This window comes from Ureibacillus sinduriensis BLB-1 = JCM 15800, assembly GCF_000772955.1.
In the GTDB taxonomy this organism is placed as follows: Bacteria; Bacillota; Bacilli; order Bacillales_A; family Planococcaceae; genus Ureibacillus; species Ureibacillus sinduriensis.
The window spans coordinates 40305-55785 of the sequence record NZ_JPVO01000040.1 but is presented as its reverse complement, the minus strand read 5'-3'; the positions used below and the strand labels follow the sequence as shown (position 1 = coordinate 55785).

Sequence of the window (15481 nt, the reverse complement as noted above, 5' to 3'; positions counted from 1 at the left end):
TTTAAAAAATATATTTTTATTTTTCCTTAAAGTACTCCACTAAATACTCTTTAAACTGGACGGCAGCAGGTGATAAATATCGGCCCCCAGCCCACGAAACACCTATCTTCCTTTCGCAAATCGGCTCACTTACACGAATTTTGCAAACATTATACTCATTCAATCCCTTAATATTGGGAATAAGAGAAACACCCAGCCCCGCTCCAACGAAACCGGCAACGGTATGCATTTCTTCACCGGCAAATGTAATATTTGTTGTTATTCCGGCTTCCTTAAAAAATTTATCCACAATTTGACGCAAAGCATTTCCCCGTTTGATCGAAATAAAAGGTTCGTCCTTTATTTCTTCGAGTTTGATTGTTTCACGATCGGCAAAACGGTGATTCTTTGGAACAATCACAAATAACTCCTCGCTCCATAGCTCAATCCATTCGATATTGATTGTTTTTGACTCGATGCGTTGGGATAAACATAAATCAACCTGTCCTTCCTCAAGCCATTTTAAAAGGTTATAGGAAGCAGCTTGAGTTAGTGTAAACTTCATATTGGGATATTTTTCGGGAACATGGGCCATTAATTCGGGAACCACTTCCATCCCAAGAGTATGAATAAAGCCAAAAGCCACATCACCGTATCCAGGCTTGACAAGACTGCTGATTTCCGCTTTCGCCTTTTCATATTCATGTAAAATTGCATTGGCACTTGCTAAAAAGAGTTTGCCGTAACGATTGAGGCTAATCGATCTCCCTTGCCTATCGAATAATGGAACACCGATTTCCAGCTCAATATTGGAAATCGACTTGCTAAGGGCTGGCTGTGAAATATTTAACTGTTCAGCTGCATGTGTCATATGCTGCATTTCTGCAACGATTTTAAAATATTCAAGCTGTTGGATTTCCATTTTATCCCCCTCTTTAATTGATAACTATTTGGAATGAAAATGATAAAAACAATAAATTGTACTTATGTATTGTTAACACTATAATAAGCTTAGATATTAAGTTTGCATATCAAATATAAATAATAAAAACAATACTTCATATAAAAATTTCGAATATTTGTCACATCTAATTAATTAAAGGAGCCAAATAAAAATGAAAATCATTCCTCCGAAACCATTTATGATTGAAAAAGGTAATCGTGCCGTTCTATTACTTCATGGTTTTACTGGAAATACAAACGACGTTAAACGTCTGGGTAGATATTTAGCAGATCGCAACTACACAGTACATGCACCATTATACAAAGGTCATGGTGGCGACCCTGTGACACTTATTCAAACAAATCCAATTGAATGGTGGAACAGTGTTCTCGAAGGTTATGATGAGCTAAAAAATAGAGGTTATGATGAAATCGCTGTTGCAGGTGTTTCACTTGGTGGAATTTTCTCATTAAAACTTGGTGAAGAACGTCCAACAAAAGCAATCGTTGCAATGTCCGCTCCTGCATTAGCAAAAAGTATCGATAGCTTACAAGAGCGTATTATTGACTACACGATTAAATATAAAAAATTAGCTGGCACATTCGACGAACAATCCGACCAGCCCAAAGAAATTGCCGAAAAATACCGTATGCCTGCATTGGAGTATTTACAAGGCATGATCAACGAAACTAGCGAAAAACTTGAAACGATTCAAACACCGGTTCATATTTTACGTGGACTTCGTGATGATGATTATTACTGCGAAAGTGCAGATCTAATATATAATTCCGTCAAATCTCGCATTAAATCAGTTAAAAGCTTTATCAATTCTGGCCATATTTTGACGCTTGACCAGGAAAAGGAGCTCGTTTTCGAAGAAATCTATCGTTTCTTTGAAGGACTGAAATGGAATGAAGAAAAATTAAATATTTCTCAAATATCATGATATAAAATTTGAGAAACCTGGTTATATTATTAACGTATCCCCTAGCAAATTTTTGTGGTAACCCAAAACCACAAATTCCCCAATTTGCTATAAATATATGTCCAAGTGACATACATCCCTTTAAAACAAGCTACGTTTAAGATTCCCCGTCTTAAACAAAGTAGCTTGTTTTTTTACTTTCTATATAAACCGTCATTATCCTTTAAATTCATTTGCTTCAAAGCATTTATTCGGATGCGGTGGCATCAACCTTGCCGTATACTCCTCCCCCGCCAACTTTTATTCCCAATCTCCCTGTTCTTGCCAAGTGTATGCTATTGGCCAATTTTTCTGGTATCACTTTCTTTAAATCTTCTATTGAGGCTTCATGCAGTATGTTCATTTCCGTTCCAAAAGCATCTAACAGTTTCGTTATCGTTTTCGGTCCAATTCCAGGGATAAAATCTAATGGCACTTGGTGGATATAAGGTGGTCTTTCTATTACTTGCAAAGGTGCATCCGTTAATTCAGCAATCCTTTTAGCTACGCCTTTGATTAAATGTTCTTTTCCACAATAGGGGCAGCGGGTTTGCCCTTCTTCATCTATTTGCTCACCACAGTCTGCGCATACCGTTTCATGATATTTCCCAAGCAGCGGATTTAAGCCGTAATTTGCGCTAATTGTTCTTCCTTCTTGTTGATGGAGTGCTTTTTTCAGCTCATCAAAACTTGCATCCTCCACTCTGATTTTTTGATATTCACGAGCAAGCTTTCCAAGTGAATGGGCGTCCGAATTTGTAACAAATGTATAAGGTGCAAGATCGCTCATCCCTTTAACCATATCTGTGTCCGAACTTAAACCCAATTCAATTCCGTCTATCAAGTGTGGGTCAAATACTTCCCTTAAGCTTTTCTCCACCCCCCTACCGAAGAGACTTTTAAAAGGAGTGAAAACATGGGCCGGGATGAAAAGCCCATCCAAATCGCTTACCCTTTGCTGCAATGTTCGGCCATCACAGTAGATACGCTGTGAGCTGAGGTGAATATTTTTTTGCTTTGTGCTCATCCATAATGAGAATTCCCGCATCTTTTCAATCGTCTTGAAATATGCCAGGACATGAATGGGCCCGTGGCAATTTTCATCATAAATTTCTATCTCCGAACCTGGAATCAATGTTGTATTTTCGTATCGGATTCCGCCACCTGGGAGTTCTCTTGCTTTCCCGTCTCGAATTAGTTGTTCCATTTCTTCGATGACTTCCGGTGAGTGGCAGTCAATAATGCCGATTAAATCTAACCCCTTCCTGGAAGTAGCCGTTTCCAATATATTCTTTAGCGTCAAATTTCTACTGCCTGTAATTTTAACCGCTCTTCCCTTTTCAGTACGTCCAATATGGATATGTAAATCAGCGTAAATCTCTTTTAGCATTATGAACACTCCTCATATAGTTCTCTATACAAGAAGAATACCCCAAAAGCTATAGTTTGTTTCAATGTACTGTGGCATCAAATATGTTTCTTTTATTTTTAATAGTTATGCGTTACTTTTCACTTTGAGGATATTGCATTAAAACTTGCGCTTAATATCTTTGCTCGTTCAAGGGCACGAATGCTTCAAAACTGAAAAAAGAAGTGGCCCGGCATCACTGGACCACTCCTTACAACATTCAAAGCACTTCTATAATTACCAACATCCAAGCTGCTAAAAATAGGAGACCGCCAATCGGTGTAATTGCACCTAATTTCTTAACTCCCGTTACGGACAAGACATACAAACTTCCAGAAAAAAACACAATACCCGCAAACATTAGGTATCCAGCCCAGGATAATAAACTCGAGCTTCCTAATAACGCATCCATTGAAAGAATGCCCAACAAGATTAAACCTAATCCATGGTACATTTGATATTGAACTGCTGTGTTCCAAATTTGTTCATAACGCGGCTCGGGAAACTTATCTTTTAACGCATGCGCCCCAAACGCACCAAGAACTACTCCTACAAATGCCAAAATTGCACCAATCAATAATAAGATGTTCATATATAAATGCTCCTTCTATGTATTTAACAATTTTACTATATAGTTTCCATTATACTTAAGACTATAAAAAAGGCGAATAAATAGGAAAATCAAGCCTAATTATTATCCTTGATCATATTTGTGTTTACAAGTTTAAAGATTTGAGATAAACTAACTACAATTCAATAATTCAACGCGTTGAAGCGCTAAACTAAAACTCGATACATAATAAAACAAATAATGATTCTAGAAAGAGGTTATTACATATGAAGGATTTCTTCAGCAAACTCCTAAATGGGATGAGTATCGCCATCGTAGTCGCTCTGATTCCCAATGCCTTACTTGGTGAAATACTGAAATTAATCATACCTTCTGTGCCAGCACTGCAGCATCTGTTTGATGCAACTGTTGTTATCATGAGTATGCTTCCACTGCTAACGGGTATTTTGGTAGGTATGCAGTTTAAATTAACACAGATTCAAACGGCGTGTGTCGGTATCGCCACTGTAATAGGAAGTGGGGCAATTATGAAAACCGCTGAAGGTCTGTTTACACTAAACGGTATTGGTGTAACACTTAACTCAGGATTAACAGCTGCTCTTGCCGTACTTTTTGTAAAACTTGTCGGCGAAAAACTGAAAGAATACTCCATTCTCTTAATGCCGATGTTATCAGTAGTTATACCGGGGATGATAGGGTACATGATTTTACCTTACGTTAAAACAGGTGCTGGTCTGGTAGGTGAAGTAGTTGCTTATCTGACTGGGCTACAGCCTATCCTGATGGGCGCATTGCTTGCTGTCATATTTGGAATTGTAATTATTTCTCCTATCTCTACTGTTGGAATCGCTACTGTTATTATGCTGTCGGGCATCGGATCAGGAGCTGCAAATTTAGGCATTGTTGCAGTCGGTATGGGCTTATTCCTGGCCAGTCTGAAAGCAAATTCATTAGGCACTGCATTGGCGCACGTTTTGGGTTCACCTAAAATCCAAATGCGAAACTTCTTTATGAAGCCAACCATTGCAATTCCCATGTTAATATCCGCTGCCATACTCGGTGGCCTTGCAGGCGTCTTTAATGTGCAAGGCACACCATATAGTGCCGGATTTGGTTTATCTGGATTGGTTGGTCCGTTAAATTATATAAATTTGGCAGACGGCGGCTGGTCCGCACCGAACATCGCCATCATGCTAAGCATGTTCTTTATCCTCCCGCTCATTCTAAACTTGATCTTTATCTATATATTTAAAAAGAAACTGAAACTTATTAAGGATGAAGATTACAAGCTGGATTTTGAATGATATTAAAAACACAACTCGGGTCCTGGATTCAGGAGAGTTGTGTTTTTTTCAAGTGTAATTTATAAGCCGAAGTTGCCCAAATTTGAAGCTCATCCTACATATTCGTTGAGTCTGGATTAGAAGATTACTCTGTGGAATATCCTTTGTTTCGGAATTCGGAAATGAACTAAGCCTCTTTTTTCTCTGCTGCTGTTGTCTTCCGTTTTCTTGTAGTCGTTTTCTTTTTTGTAGTTGATGTTTTATCGAGGGATGCTTGTAAAGCCGCCATCAAATCCGTCATATCGGATGGTATAACCGTCTCTTTTTCGCTCACCGTAACCGTCAACTCACCATTTTTCTTCTGTTCGATCAATTCAAGCAACGCTGTCCGGTAATCATCCTGGTATTTATCAGGTTCAAATTGGGCAGTCAATTGTTCAATCAACATTAACGCGGTATCAAGTTCCTTTTCAGTGACTTTTTCTTCGCTTGGAATGTTGGGGACCTCCTCTGTACTTCGCACTTCATCAGGAAAGTGGATTGTCTCCATGATTAATGTTTCCCCATAAACACGAACAATGGCTAGTTGTTCCTTCGAACGGATTGTAATTTTCGCAACACCAATTTTCCCCGAATCGCCCAGTGCCTTCCGTAAAAGTGCATATGCCTTCCCCCCTCCAGTATCCGGGGCCATAAAATAACTTCTCTCAAAATAGATAGGGTCGATTTCTTCAAGCTTTACAAACTCAATAATCTCTACCGCTTTTTCCTCATTTTCCTTGCGGAGTTTTTCAAGCTCGTCATCATCCAACACAACAAATTTATTTTTGGAGTATTCATAAGCTTTGACGATGTCTTCACTTTTTACTTCCTTCTCACAAACCGAACAGACCTTTTGATAATTAATCGGGCTGTTGCATTCTTTGTGGAGCTGCCTCAGTTTAATATCTTTATTTTCAGTTGCTGTATGAAGTTTTACTGGTATATTGACAAGTCCAAAGCTGATACTACCTTTCCAAACTGTATGCAATTTCGTTCACCTGCTTTTTCTTTATTATGATGATTCCAACCTTCAACTATGTATAACCATTCAAATAAGTTGAAAACTAACTCTAAAAAAAAGAGGTTCCAAACATGAAACCAATGCTCCTAACTTCGGCCGCCACTGTCCCGACAAGTAACGATTGGATATACGAAGTAAAGTATGATGGCTTTCGATGCATTTTAAGATGGGATACAGATAGGGTGACATTAACTAGTCGCAATGATAAAGATTTAACAGAGTACTTTCCAGAAATCGTCGAGTTTTGCGATGTCATGCAGAATAGAATGAATCCCCATTTACCAATTGTTCTAGATGGTGAACTTGTCTACTTGCAAAATGATTTTAAAAGTAATTTTTCAATAGTTCAGTCCCGTGGAAGAATGCGAACTAAAAAGACGATACTTGAATCCGGAGACAAGTTCCCCTGTAATTTCATTGCATTTGATTTATTGCAGTTAAATGGCGAAAATATTACGCAATCAACACTCGAAACTCGTAAAAACAAAATACATTCCTTGTTTAAAACTCTGGATTTCCCACTTTCCCCTTCCTATAAAGATAAGGGCACGATTCAAATGATAAAGGTGTTTAATGACAGTGAACGACTTTGGGAAAAGATTACGGAATGGAATGCTGAGGGGATGATTGCCAAAAGGAAAAACAGTATTTGGGAGGGCGGGAAAAGAACAAACCATTGGCTAAAGGTGAAAAATTGGCGTATTGTAACAATAATTCTAACGCTTTTCGATCAAATGAACGGTTATTTTAATGGAGCGGTCTACGCTGAAGATGAACTAATAGAGGTTACTACTTTCCGTCATGGTCTGGAAGATGAAGAGCTCCAAACACTTTCAGCTTTCTTTCAAGCCAACGGAATGAAAACCTCGACTACTACCTGGACACTCCCCCCCTCCATTTGTATTGATGTAGCTTGTATTGACTTCGATGGGAAGAAGCTTCGGGAACCGCGTTTTGAAGCTTTTCGATTTGATGTACCCCCAAAAGAGGCAACCTGGAAAAGAATGTTGCGTGCGCTGAATTCAGTACCTGACAAAGTCGCAATTACTCATCCCGATAAGCCTATTTGGCCAGCGGTCGGTTTAGTAAAGGATGATTATATTTACTATCTCCAAGAGGTGGCACCTTTCCTATTGCCTTTTTTGCAAAATCGTTTACTAACAACAATCCGCTTTCCGCACGGAGTGCCAGGGGAAAGCTTTTATCAAAAAAATGCACCGGATTACACCCCAAGTTTTATCAAAACTAGTGTTGAAGAAGATATTGAATATATTGTATGCAATGATATGAAGACGTTGTTATGGTTAGGAAACCAACTTGCAATTGAATACCATATCCCCTTTAAAACTATTGATACAATTTACCCTACAGAAATTGTATTTGATTTAGATCCGCCTTCTGTTGATGATTTTTCATTAGCTATTGAAGCCGCATTGAGCATGAAAGCAATATTTGATAAATTCAATTTACACTCTTTTGTCAAAACATCCGGTGGCAAGGGATTGCAGATTTATATTCCGCTGCCGAAGGACACGTTTACGTTTGAAGAAACAAGAGTTTTTACAGAGTTTGTGTGCAGGTTTCTAGTTGAACAAAATCCAAAATCATTTACAATCGAACGAATGAAAAAGAACCGAGAAAACCGATTATATTTGGATTATATCCAGCATGCTGAAGGTAAGACGATTGTTAGCCCCTATTCACCTAGAGGAAACGAATCCGGTCTAATTGCGACTCCATTGGAATGGCATGAGGTTAATAGCGGGTTGAGTCCAAAGAATTTCCCGATACCGGCTGTACTGGAACGTCTCAAAAATAAGGGGGATTTGTTTAAAGATTTTTATAAGGTCGGAGAAAAACAACCTTTCGAACCTGTTCTTAAATCCTTAATGGAATTAACGAAGAAAAGATAGGGAGTGTAGCTGAAAGTCTTGCCTCCCTATTTTTATTTGTGGGGATTCTTGTTGGTGAATTGATTATTTGCCATTGCTTTGTTATTTGGGAATAGAATTGTTTTTGCTATGCTTGTACTTTTACTTGCATTTTTAGCTTCATGCTTCCATACTTCCTGCAGATTATTTCTTCCACTGAAATATTGATAACATAATATAATGACAAGAATCAAATCAATCGCGTCCCCACCGTAATACATGAGCATCCCACCACGCTGTGCATCGGAAGTTTCAACGCCGGTTGGTGGATTTGCATATATCCATTTCGATAAAATACTGTGGGACGCCATTGCCAAGATTAATACGATAGCCCTGAGCCGAAAGCTCGTCCGGTGAACGGTCACTTCCATATAAATCATGGAAAGAGTAAACACATACCCTGCCAGAAATACATGGACATGTACGAAGAAGTAAAGCAGACTGGATGAATGCATCAAAATATATAAATTGGTTCCATAAAGAATCCACAGTCCCCCAAAATTTAATAATGCTGCGATAATTGGATGAGTAATCCACCTGATATAAGTGTTTTTCAATATTTTTCCGATAAATCTTCCCATCGCAATCGGAACACTTCTTAAGAGAAGTTTCATTGGGGTGGAAAGAACTAAAAATAACGGCCCTAACATCCCTAACAACAGATGGATCGCCATATGAGCTGTAAAACTCGCATGTGCTTGTTCAGCAATCGGCCCCGCGACTGCCAAGGCGACAGTCAGCACACCGATTACCCAAAAAGTAATCCGAATTCCTGGCCATTTCCTGTATTTTTTATTCGTACGATATACCATCGCCATATAACCGATAATGAGAACTGGCGGGACGGCAAATAGCAACAGATTGAGAAAACTGCTAATGCCAACTTCGACTTCGTGATTATGCAATTATAGTTCACCCGCTTTTTTCATTGGCTCACTGGACTTTTTCTTTACTAAAATAGCCAATCCAATGACAATCATGAGTCCTGCAGTGACATTCCATACGATATCGTAGGGTAAAACGTCCACATCATAACGTATTTGATGCACACGAAGAAGTTTATGGTTTATGATGCCATCAAATAACTGGAATGCTCCTGCACCTAAGATCAAGGCTCCTACCCAACTTCTTTTATCCCAGACATTCCTTTTTCGAATGTCTGCCAACATAAAAAGTGCTAAAACAGTGGCAAACCAACTAAAGGCGTGAAGAACTCCGTCCGAAATAAGTCCCATACTTGTTGTTGATTTATCATAGAAATGGTGCCAATGCAGAAGTTGATGAAATATAACTTCATCAATAAACGTAACTAAACCTATTCCAAACAATATGCCGGACCAAAAATTAAATGGCTCATCTTGGCTGCTTCTTCTATTTTTCATTATATTCACCCTCAAATTTATTCTATCCGTCTTATTTTATCCACATATGGTAAGAACTATAAGTTGCACTAAATTAAAAAGGTACCGTTCTTCATGTACCCAATTTTTGTTAAGTTATTTAAAAATGATGGTGATATTTTTATGGAATGCATGCAAAATTTTTCGGGAACATGGAAAAGGGCTGACATAACCCAATATGCCAGCTCCGGATTTTAAATCAATAATATCTATATGCGTTACCATTTTCGTAGACTTTATGCGCTAATTGAATCGTTGATACTGCAAGTTCAGAATAAGTTACCGCTTTTTTTGGATTGAATAACCCATTTTGTGAAGGCAAAATACCAATGGCATCTGCAAGTGCAACATAGCCCGTATAAGTTACATCCTCTGCATCTTTTATGCCTTTTAGTTGATAAGCATCACGATGTTTTGCAGCTTGTTCCAGGCCAAGAGCTCTTATATACCATACGGCCAACTCTTCACGGGTAATGCTTTCAGAAGACATAAATTTATTGTTCCCGGTATCCAAAATACCCATTTTCACGGCACGCTCCACTATATGGTAATATTGATGATCGCGGCCAACATCCTCGAAAGTTTGGTGAGACTCTTCTTGTTGAGGGTAGTCCCTTTCATAAATATAGGAGATTGATTTAAGAAGGACTTTCAGTGCTTCCCCTCTCGTTACTGGCGAATCGGCATTAAAGGTACTTTCATCAATTTCTAGTATATTATTTTGGATTAAGTAGTTTAACTCTTCCTCTGCTGTATCATCTGTAACGATAGGATATTCCCTCCCACCAAACATGCTTGTCCACTCGCCGCTAGTTGCGTCTATCGAAGTGGAGGACTTCTCATTATAAACCGGATTATAGACTAGCGAGTAATGATCCGTTTCCTCTGAAACGTTCTCTTTTACATACTGAAGCTTCAGGCTAAGAGAAGCTGCAAACATCTTTTCCGCTTCTTCCTTCGATAGAATTCCATCTGTCGTTGGCCATTCCTCTATTTGTGGCGCATTGACATTAACACTATTTAATGACCCATCAAAATTAATGCCCACACTAGTATCGCTTCCTGCTACAACAATTCCATTAACGATTTTGGGGAATGTGAAGTTATATACACCGGAATCTTCATCTGAATATGGTTGTGAAATAGGCTTGCTATAATTATGCAAAGAAGAAGGCAGCCATTCTTTTAAGTAACCAAGGGCCTTCACCAAAGCTTCATCACTGGTTAATTTCTTGGCATCATCGGGTTTTTGCCCAAGTTGCCTTAAAACTTCATTTTTCAAATTGTGGTATTGAATAATTTCCCCTGTTTGTTTATCTAGCTCAATGCTTGTCCCATAACCGCTATTCCCATATTCATAGGAATAGTTAACGCTGATAACGGCTTTCCCATCATAATTAGTTCTCTCTTCTATACTATCAAATCTCAATTTAATCTCTTCCGAATCAATTGTCAGCAATTTTTTAGCGATTTCTTTTGCATCTTCGACAGTAATGGAATCATGCCTCGGTTTTAATGGTTGTTGTACTATTCTTTCCACCTTTTCGTTGTTCGGCAGATTGTCCTTAAAGCCATTATTCGTATACCATAACCCATTTTTTGCATTGACACCGGAATATTGGGTTACAGGTGCATAGACGAGTTGTACGTCAGGTTTGTCTGTTCGGAAATCGTAATTTACTTGATATTGTAATTGCAAATTTATGTTTTCCTTTATTTTACTCAAAACCTCTTTTTCACTTAATAGATTCTCCGCTTTTTCAAATGAACCTTTCCAGCCGCTTGCTTGATATTGATTATATTGAACAACATCCCCATTCCCAAGGACGACTACTTCTATTCTTTGGTCGGCTATCTCGATATTATTTTCTGTGCCGATAAACGAGAAATAATATTGGATAGGCTCTGTTAATAACTGATTTGAATAGTAGTAGTAATAGAGATTGTTACTCTTATCCAAGTGGAATTGTTTTGACCCCGAATATTTCTTTATAAATTCCTGTGCAATTTTTTGCGCATCTTCCTTCGTTATTTTAGCCGGGAAAAGTGCATCTGTTTTGTTAACGGGTTCAAAATGGAAGCTTTCTAATTCCAGGTTGTCCCCTTTAAAAGTGGCACTTCCGTATAATTCTTTGCCTTGCACCAATTTTGTAAAGCTTAGATCGTATCGAACGGTCTCATCTTCCGGATAATAACGGCCAGTACTCAAATAAAAGTCATCCGTTGTGAGGACATCAAATTTATTCGGGAAAAGTTCCTTAAACTTTTTTACCACTTCGTTTTTTGAAATGACATTGTCCGTTTTTGCTACTTCAATTTGTAAATTATCCGCCGTTGGTTTTTCCATTGTTTGAGCATTCCCAACAGACATGATTCCTAAGGACATCGCAACCGTTAAAATGGGAATCCCAACCTTATTAAACTTTACCAAAATATCCCTCCTATCTTACTTATACCAAATATTGTATGATAAATATTGGAAATAAAAAATAGAAAATATTTTTTTCCTTCGCTTTTTTCATCGGAAAATGACCTTTTACATAAAAAAGGGCAGCTTATTTTGCTAAACCGCCCTTTTCATATAGTCTATTTATTATATTTATAATTTCAGTAACTTTATATTAATGCTTCACCACATTGAAATTCTCACCAATCAACAGCCAGTTTTGCGGGAATGGGAATCCAAGCTTCCAGTAACTGATCCCCCGCAAGTTCAATCTTTTCATCAGATTAAATTTCGCCTGAATCGACCTTGCATCCTCAAACCATACTTTATGTGCTTTTCCTTCATTATCAACATAGTTAAAATGTGGGGCCTGTGCCGTATAGTCATATTCAATCACGGCGTTATTTGTTTGGGCAATCTCAATCGCCCTTTGAGGACTGACAGCTCTTGCATATTGCCCCCCCTGAACAAACGGAAGCGTCCAATCGTAGCCATATAAGTTTTGACCCATCATTATTTTATTTGCAGGCATTTCTGTTAAGGCATATTGAATCACCTCTTCAACCTGCGGTATTGGCGATACCGGCATTGGCGGCCCCCCTGAGTAACCCCACTCATATGTCATCAGTACAGAAAAATCAACTATTTCTCCGTGCGCTCTATAATCATGCGCTTCATACCATTGTCCGGCCTGCTCGGCGCTTGTTTTTGGCGCGAGTGCTGTCGATACGAGGAAATCTTCTCCGTGCAAATAATTGACAGCTCTTCTTAAGAAGTTATTGTAGGCTTGCCTTTGGTCCCCAGGAAGAAATTCAAAATCAAAGTGAATATCTGATACACTGCCAATCCTTCGCGCTTCCTCTACAATGTTTTCAAGCAATACATCCTGGACAGCCGTGCTTTGCAAAATAGCTCTACCTAATTCACCACTGAATTGGCCATTTTCTAGATTGGACACTACCATCATTAAAGATACCCCTGCTTGCTCTGCCACTTCAGGTATCCCTTCGACTGGAAGCGGGTCAAGACTTCCATCTCTTCTTGCTTCATAGCTAAAAGGTGCCAAATACGTTAAATATCGCCCTACATTCCTTGCTTCATCCAATAATTCCTGACTAACGGAATTACCCGTTGGTTCGATATAAATATTTACTTCTGCATTACGTTTTTGCATCGGCGGGATGTAGAGCCTTGTGCCCACAGCTAACGGTGAGTTGGTATTAATGCCATTGATTTGGGCTAACGTGTTTGCGCTTAACCCGAAACGTTGAGCAATAGCGGAGAGCGTGTCTCCTTGTTGCACCCAATAAAAACTACCAGTAATCGGAATCACTAATGCTTGCCCAATGACTAAACGCTGCGGATTTTCAATTTGGTTCGCTTCGATGATTCTTTCGGTTGTTGTGCTATAGGCTTGTGCGATACCAAAAAGAGACTGTCCAGGCTGGACCACATGTATTTGAATCTCATTTCCTCCCTTTTTCGTTCATGGTAATTACACCTAGTATTTTATGTTTCTATTACTCTTTACATAACATACTTTTGAAAAAATTAGTTTTTCAAATATGTGGGCGGGCCTTCACACTTTAACAATAACTTCCATGGCACAGCTTGCTGAATTCGGCAACTCATTAATTCAACATGTAAGCTCATTAAGATGAAAAAGATTCCTATCCATAGCTGAAGCCCAGAGGAAAAGGGGTCACGTGAAGCTGATAAAGCTGAGGCACAAGCGAAAGCCGAGGCAAAGGCAAAAGAGGATAAGGTACTTCCACTTTATTGTTTCCTTGTTTCATGAAACATACAAATTCTTTCAAAAAAATGAAAAGGACTTCAAACAAAACGCATTATTTGCGTTCTGCTTGAAGTCCATCAAATTTCTTTAAAGAAAGGCTAATTATTCAAAATATTTGTCGCTGATAAAATACAGTTTGGGTTTCTTTCCGTAATCGTCAATTTTATCATGAGCTTCTAAATCTTTCAATACTTTCCTAATAGTTTGTTCACTTAACTTAAATATTTTAGATAAATCCGATACTGATAACCCTTTTTCGGATGAAAATAAAGTATCCTGACCCAAAACAAAGAAAATATCCAAAACGTATTTTTGTTTTCCGTCGAAATATTTATCATTAATCAATAATTCGTAGAAATTATCCAAAATATATTCTTTCTCTTTAAGTTGTGCGATTACATCTTCTTGGGATTCCTTAAGTATTTCTAAGAAAGTTTCAATAAAGAAATTCAGTTCTCCTCTGTTAATTACTTTATTAGTTACATCAAAGGCTTCAAGATACTTATTTTTTTGGGCATTACATCCTTTTGAAAGAGAAACAGCTGTTAAGGATGAAAATTCTTCTTTTAAGTACATACTACTTATAAAACGTGAGCATCTTCCGTTTCCGTCATAAAAAGGATGGATATATCCAAAATAATAATGAGTTATTGCAACTCTTATTAGCAGACTTTCATCCGTTTCATTATTTAGGTACACTATCAATTCATTAATTTTTTCGATAATTTTACTTTCAGGAAATACTCCTTTATGAATGACCTTTTGTGTACCACTTTTTCTTAATACCTCACAATTTTCCGCCCTGAATATTTCTCCATCAGGTAAATCCTCATTATTAATTTCTTCTTCTAATAGTAAGTCGTATATTTTTCTTACATCAGGTGCGTCTTTTAATTTTGTTAACTCGTCGTAACTTAATTTCATATAAGAATGTACCATACTACTGAAACGATCTTTAGTGGGTGTTTGTGAAGCGATATTTTTAACACTTCTAACAATTTCTTCTCTAGTACTGCGTACCCCTTCGATTTCATTCGTATTTAGCAACTCATCTGCAATAGTTTCCAAAATAAACTTTTGTTTTGCTACTTCCGGGAGTTTTTCAATATAAGACTTAATTTCATTATCATTTTGATAAATGTTCGCTATTAAAGTATGAATTTTTTTACTTGGAAGATAGTAAAGTTCATATTGATTATTATTATTCATCGGTTTTATCTTAAGATTCACATTTACAGTAGTTGGAAATTGAATTCGATTTACATATTCTTTTTCATAATTTGCACCATCCAATTTTCTAAAGACTTTATATAAATGATCCATATTACCACCACCACTTTTATATTTTCATCAAAATTTATCATAATATATGTTTATTTTCTATACAATACTACAATTATAATCACAAAGTATATAATTAATCATAATAATTGATATTTATTTTCAATTCTTACATGTCTTTTTTCAGTTAGATCATTTTTATTATATAATCCATTAAATTTTCCCTTATCTTTAAAAAACGAATCCTATTTTGCCTTGATATGCATTTAAATCGTCTTTTACTATTCCAATGTAGATTAATATACCTGATAGCCGTATGTCTTATGTAATGTATGCGTTCCAATTCACTCAAGCTCAAAATACCAGCAGCTTCAGTAAATCTCATATGCTCTCGATTTTTGGGATAAAAAATGAGGT

General features: G+C 37.6%; 12 protein-coding genes. 3 read left to right on the top strand and 9 right to left on the bottom strand.

Annotated features, from left to right (window positions below; genetic code table 11):
• Nucleotides 1-16 precede the first annotated feature (16 nt).
• Complete coding sequence (locus tag CD33_RS03455) at nt 17-901, bottom strand: LysR family transcriptional regulator (RefSeq protein WP_036198295.1); 885 nt, start codon at nt 899-901, stop codon at nt 17-19.
• Between the two features lie 193 nt (nt 902-1094).
• On the opposite strand from CD33_RS03455, the gene CD33_RS03450 reads away from it, so the two are divergent.
• On the top strand, nt 1095-1868 hold the full coding sequence (locus CD33_RS03450; protein ID WP_036198294.1) for an alpha/beta hydrolase: 774 nt from the start codon (nt 1095-1097) through the stop codon (nt 1866-1868).
• 226 nt (nt 1869-2094) lie between these two features.
• On the opposite strand, the gene CD33_RS03445 is transcribed toward CD33_RS03450, so the two are convergent.
• The gene (locus CD33_RS03445) at nt 2095-3276 is read right to left on the bottom strand and encodes an endonuclease Q family protein (RefSeq protein WP_036198291.1); all 1182 of its coding nucleotides are present in this window, start codon (nt 3274-3276) and stop codon (nt 2095-2097) included.
• A 238-nt stretch (nt 3277-3514) separates the two neighbouring features.
• A complete protein-coding gene (locus CD33_RS03440) occupies nt 3515-3886 on the bottom strand; it encodes a DUF423 domain-containing protein (RefSeq protein ID WP_036198288.1) in 372 nt (123 codons plus the stop codon).
• 245 nt (nt 3887-4131) lie between these two features.
• Here CD33_RS03440 and CD33_RS03435 point away from each other — a divergent pair, with 245 nt between their 5' ends.
• Complete coding sequence (locus CD33_RS03435; protein ID WP_036198280.1) at nt 4132-5169, top strand: PTS sugar transporter subunit IIC; 1038 nt, start codon at nt 4132-4134, stop codon at nt 5167-5169.
• A 166-nt stretch (nt 5170-5335) separates the two neighbouring features.
• Here CD33_RS03435 and ku read toward each other — a convergent pair whose 3' ends face one another.
• A complete protein-coding gene (gene ku / locus CD33_RS03430; RefSeq protein ID WP_036198278.1) occupies nt 5336-6178 on the bottom strand; it encodes a non-homologous end joining protein Ku in 843 nt (280 codons plus the stop codon).
• A gap of 104 nt (nt 6179-6282) precedes the next feature.
• Between ku and CD33_RS03425 the strand changes: the two genes are divergently transcribed.
• Complete coding sequence (locus CD33_RS03425) at nt 6283-8124, top strand: DNA ligase D (RefSeq protein WP_036198271.1); 1842 nt, start codon at nt 6283-6285, stop codon at nt 8122-8124.
• A gap of 32 nt (nt 8125-8156) precedes the next feature.
• Here CD33_RS03425 and CD33_RS03420 read toward each other — a convergent pair whose 3' ends face one another.
• The 5 genes from CD33_RS03420 to CD33_RS03400 all read right to left on the bottom strand — a co-directional run bounded on the left by CD33_RS03420 (nt 8157) and on the right by CD33_RS03400 (nt 15106).
• Nucleotides 8157-9047 carry a cytochrome c oxidase assembly protein gene (locus CD33_RS03420; protein ID WP_084591247.1) on the bottom strand — a complete coding sequence of 297 codons (891 nt, stop codon included), beginning with the start codon at nt 9045-9047 and terminating at the stop codon, nt 8157-8159.
• Complete coding sequence (locus CD33_RS03415) at nt 9048-9524, bottom strand: DUF2243 domain-containing protein (RefSeq protein WP_036198268.1); 477 nt, start codon at nt 9522-9524, stop codon at nt 9048-9050. It lies immediately after the preceding gene.
• A gap of 217 nt (nt 9525-9741) precedes the next feature.
• Nucleotides 9742-11973 (bottom strand): YcdB/YcdC domain-containing protein, encoded by a 2232-nt coding sequence (locus CD33_RS03410; protein WP_036198265.1) that lies wholly within the window; start codon nt 11971-11973, stop codon nt 9742-9744.
• Nucleotides 11974-12163: 190 nt separating this feature from the next.
• Nucleotides 12164-13453, bottom strand: coding sequence for a glycoside hydrolase family 18 protein (locus CD33_RS03405; RefSeq protein ID WP_036198262.1), 1290 nt, complete (start codon nt 13451-13453; stop codon nt 12164-12166).
• A gap of 432 nt (nt 13454-13885) precedes the next feature.
• The gene (locus tag CD33_RS03400) at nt 13886-15106 is read right to left on the bottom strand and encodes a Fic family protein (protein WP_036198251.1); all 1221 of its coding nucleotides are present in this window, start codon (nt 15104-15106) and stop codon (nt 13886-13888) included.
• Between the last annotated feature and the right edge of the window lie 375 nt (nt 15107-15481).